An 880-nucleotide genomic window follows, 5' to 3' on the forward strand; every position below is an offset into this window, starting at 1 on the left:
CCTCACGGACCTCAGCCATCTCCCCAGGTGTCACACGTCCTCAACGACACACCACCGCCAACAGACACGCCCAATCAAAATCAACCTGACCAAGCCCTAATAGCAGTTCCCAGGAATACATCGTCACGGCATCGCACTGCGGACGAACCGGAGTCCAGGTGACCAACGGCAACGGCGCCCTGGAAGGAACCGTCTCCTCCTACAACACCACTTGGGACGCATCGATCTATCCCGTATCCAACGCCGCTCCGCGAGAGTTCGACGGCCCCCAGAACACCACCAACAGCATTGCGCTCAGCGGAACTTCCTACTCGTACAACGGCGACCAGGTCTGCCACGACGGATACACCTCCGGAGTCATCTGCGGCATCCAGGTCGACAACGACGACGTGTGGACCACACTGGGCGCCGCGAGATACGCAGCCTTCGACGCCCGCGGCGTCTGGGGGCACCAGGTCAACGGCTCGATCGCAGTACGGAACGGAGACAGCGGGGGCCTGGTGTTCAGCGTGAACGGCGACACTCGCGTCGTGCGAGGCATCGTCAGCGCCGACTACCAGGGCAACTCCAACAGGATGTTCTGGACCGAGGCCAACGACATCTACAAGGCGTTCGGCGTGCACCTGGCCTCCTGACCCCCGGCCGAGGCCTCGGGAAGGGCAGGAGGGACGAGGAACCAACGAGCGCGGCCGGTGCCCGGAAACCGCAACCGTGGACCAGCCGCGCTCGTCCCCGTTCGCGCATGCGGCCGCTCCCCCAACGTTCCGGCGGAGCCAATCGTCTAGATGATTGATGCGAAGGGCTTGCTGGCACGCATGAGATGAAGCGAGGGAGTCCAAAGGTCGGTTGTGACGCCTGACCTGGACTCCCTCGCGACCGC

1 protein-coding gene is annotated in these 880 nt (G+C 63.8%); it reads left to right on the top strand.

Features of this window, described 5'->3' with window-relative positions; genetic code table 11:
• Positions 1-158: 158 nt before the first annotated feature.
• Entirely contained in the window at positions 159-635 is a 477-nt protein-coding gene (locus OO57_RS37895; protein ID WP_033257464.1) for a hypothetical protein, read from the top strand.
• Positions 636-880: the final 245 nt, after the last annotated feature.

It is taken from the genome of Kitasatospora phosalacinea, assembly GCF_000717185.1.
Lineage (GTDB): Bacteria > Actinomycetota > Actinomycetes > Streptomycetales > Streptomycetaceae > Kitasatospora > Kitasatospora phosalacinea_A.